Source organism: Collinsella aerofaciens, from assembly GCF_039836695.1.
Taxonomy (GTDB): Bacteria; Actinomycetota; Coriobacteriia; order Coriobacteriales; family Coriobacteriaceae; genus Collinsella; species Collinsella aerofaciens_BD.
On record NZ_JBDPAC010000046.1, the window covers coordinates 1 to 2,212 of the forward strand.

Annotated in this window: 1 protein-coding gene and 2 tRNA genes; all 3 read left to right on the forward strand. The window is 61.5% G+C overall.

What is annotated here, in order from left to right; all coding sequences use genetic code 11:
• The first annotated feature begins 17 nt into the window (after positions 1 to 17).
• The 3 genes from ABG996_RS10660 to ABG996_RS10670 all read left to right on the forward strand — a co-directional run bounded on the left by ABG996_RS10660 (position 18) and on the right by ABG996_RS10670 (position 2,210).
• A tRNA-Gly gene (locus tag ABG996_RS10660) sits at positions 18 to 93 on the forward strand.
• Between the two features lie 178 nt (positions 94 to 271).
• Positions 272 to 2,005 carry a glycoside hydrolase family 13 protein gene (locus ABG996_RS10665; protein WP_347478609.1) on the forward strand — a complete coding sequence of 578 codons (1,734 nt, stop codon included), beginning with the start codon at positions 272 to 274 and terminating at the stop codon, positions 2,003 to 2,005.
• Positions 2,006 to 2,137: 132 nt separating this feature from the next.
• Positions 2,138 to 2,210: transfer RNA gene (locus tag ABG996_RS10670), tRNA-Gly, on the forward strand.
• Positions 2,211 to 2,212 lie beyond the last annotated feature (2 nt).

A 2,212-nucleotide genomic window follows, 5' to 3' on the forward strand; every position in this document is an offset into this window, starting at 1 on the left:
CGCTTTGTTTTAGATATGCGGACATGGCTCAGTTGGTAGAGCACAACCTTGCCAAGGTTGGGGTCGCGGGTTCGAGCCCCGTTGTCCGCTCCAAACGCAACAGCCCGACTACCACGGTAGCCGGGCTTTTTTGTATCCATCGCATGGGCTCGAACCCGAGAGGGAGCGAGCGTTTTGGGGCGTGGCTGTGGCGTTGTTTGCTGCGAATGTGCGCTTTGGGCGTATCATCGTGGGCATCTCGCATAACCTCGTTGCAAGGGAGATACGCCCCATGGCTACAGAAAAGTCTTCTTCGCGCTCATGGATGTCCGACGCCGCGATCTATCAGATCTACCCGCGCTCGTTTAAGGATTCGACTGGTTCGGGTCTGGGCGATATCGCGGGCATTACCCAGAAGATGGACTATCTTGAGCGGCTGGGTATCGAGGCCATCTGGCTGAGCCCGTTTTACCCATCGCCTCTTGTCGATGGCGGCTATGATGTGGCGGACTACTGCGATGTCGACCCACGTCTCGGCTCGCTTGACGACTTCGATGACATGATCACTGCGGCTCACGCGCACGGCATCAAGGTCATCGTCGACATCGTGCCCAACCATTCATCCAACCAGCACCCCTGGTTCAAAGCCGCTCTTGCCGCCGGCCCCGGATCGCCCGAGCGCGCCCGTTATATCTTCCGCGATGGTCGCGGCGAGCATGGCGAGCTGCCTCCCACCAATTGGAATGCCAACTTTGGTGGCCCCGCATGGACGCGTGTTGCGGACGGTCAGTGGTATCTGCACATGTTTACGCCCGAGCAGCCGGACTTTGACTGGTCATGCCCTGAGGTTCACGCGCTCTTTTGCGACGTCCTGGCGTTTTGGAGCGATCGAGGCGTCGACGGCTTTCGCATTGATGTGGCGCAGGGTCTCGCCAAGGATCTCGACCGCGATGACCTCGACCGGTGGCATCTCGCCGAGGGCGATGACATGGTTGACGACGGCACCCATCCGCTGTGGGACCGCAATGAGGTCCACGAGATCTATCGCGAGTGGCGCCGCGTGTTCGACCGCTATAATCCGCCGCGCAGTGCCGTTGCCGAGGCGTGGGTGCTGCCCGAGCGCCAGTATCTCTACGCGCGTCCCAGCGAGCTTGGCCAGACATTCAACTTTGAGTTTGCCAAGGCCACTTGGACCTATGATGACATGCACACTGCAATCGAGAAGGGCTTGAAGGCAGCCGTCGAATCCGATTCCGCCTCGACCTGGGTACTCTCCAACCACGACGTGCCGCGCGTGGCGACACGCTATGCCCTGCCGCAAATCAAGGCGACGCGCTACCACCAGATTGCGCTCGACTGGCTCTTGCGCGACGGGTCGTCTTATGACGAGGACCGTGAACTCGGCGAGCGCCGCGCGCGGGCGGCCCTTTTGCTTGAACTGGCGCTTCCGGGCTCGGCATACGTGTATCAGGGTGAGGAGCTCGGCCTTTTTGAGGTGGCTGATATCCCGTGGGCTGCACTCGAAGACCCTACTGCGACCAATACGCACGGACCGAAGCGTGAGAAGGGGCGCGACGGCTGTCGTGTGCCCCTGCCGTGGGTGGCGGCGGACGATCCCGCGCATGGCGGATCGTTTGGATTTTCGCCGGCAGACGCCGATGCGGCGCCCCATCTGCCGCAGCCTGCATGGTTTTCCGATTATGCTGCCGATAGGGAAGAAGTGGACCCGACATCGATGCTTGCGCTCTATCGTGACGCCCTCTGGCTGCGGCGCAAGCTGCGCGGGTGCGCCAACGATCTTGCGTGGCTCGATCTTGACGGGCGCACCGGTCTTGCGGATGGTGCCGAGGGCGCTGAGGGCGGCGTCATCGCCTATCGCCGCGATAACGGCTGGGCGTGTGTGACGAACTTCGGTGCAGCACCCGTGGAGCTGCCGGCGGGCAGGGTCCTGCTCACCTCATCACCGCTTGCAGACGGCAGGCTCGCGCAGGACAGCTCTGCCTGGATCATGCTCGGTGAGATGTAGGGGCATCTCGCTGCGAGCCTGCGTTTGTCCGCGCCTTTCGTGACGACTGATGCCCTCGCGAGAGCGTCGCAAAACTTTTCAAAAAAAGTTCTTGCATAGGATGCGGGCATCACGTAAGATTAATCCTCGTAAGCGGACATGGCTCAGTTGGTAGAGCACAACCTTGCCAAGGTTGGGGTCGCGGGTTCGAGCCCCGTTGTCCGCTCC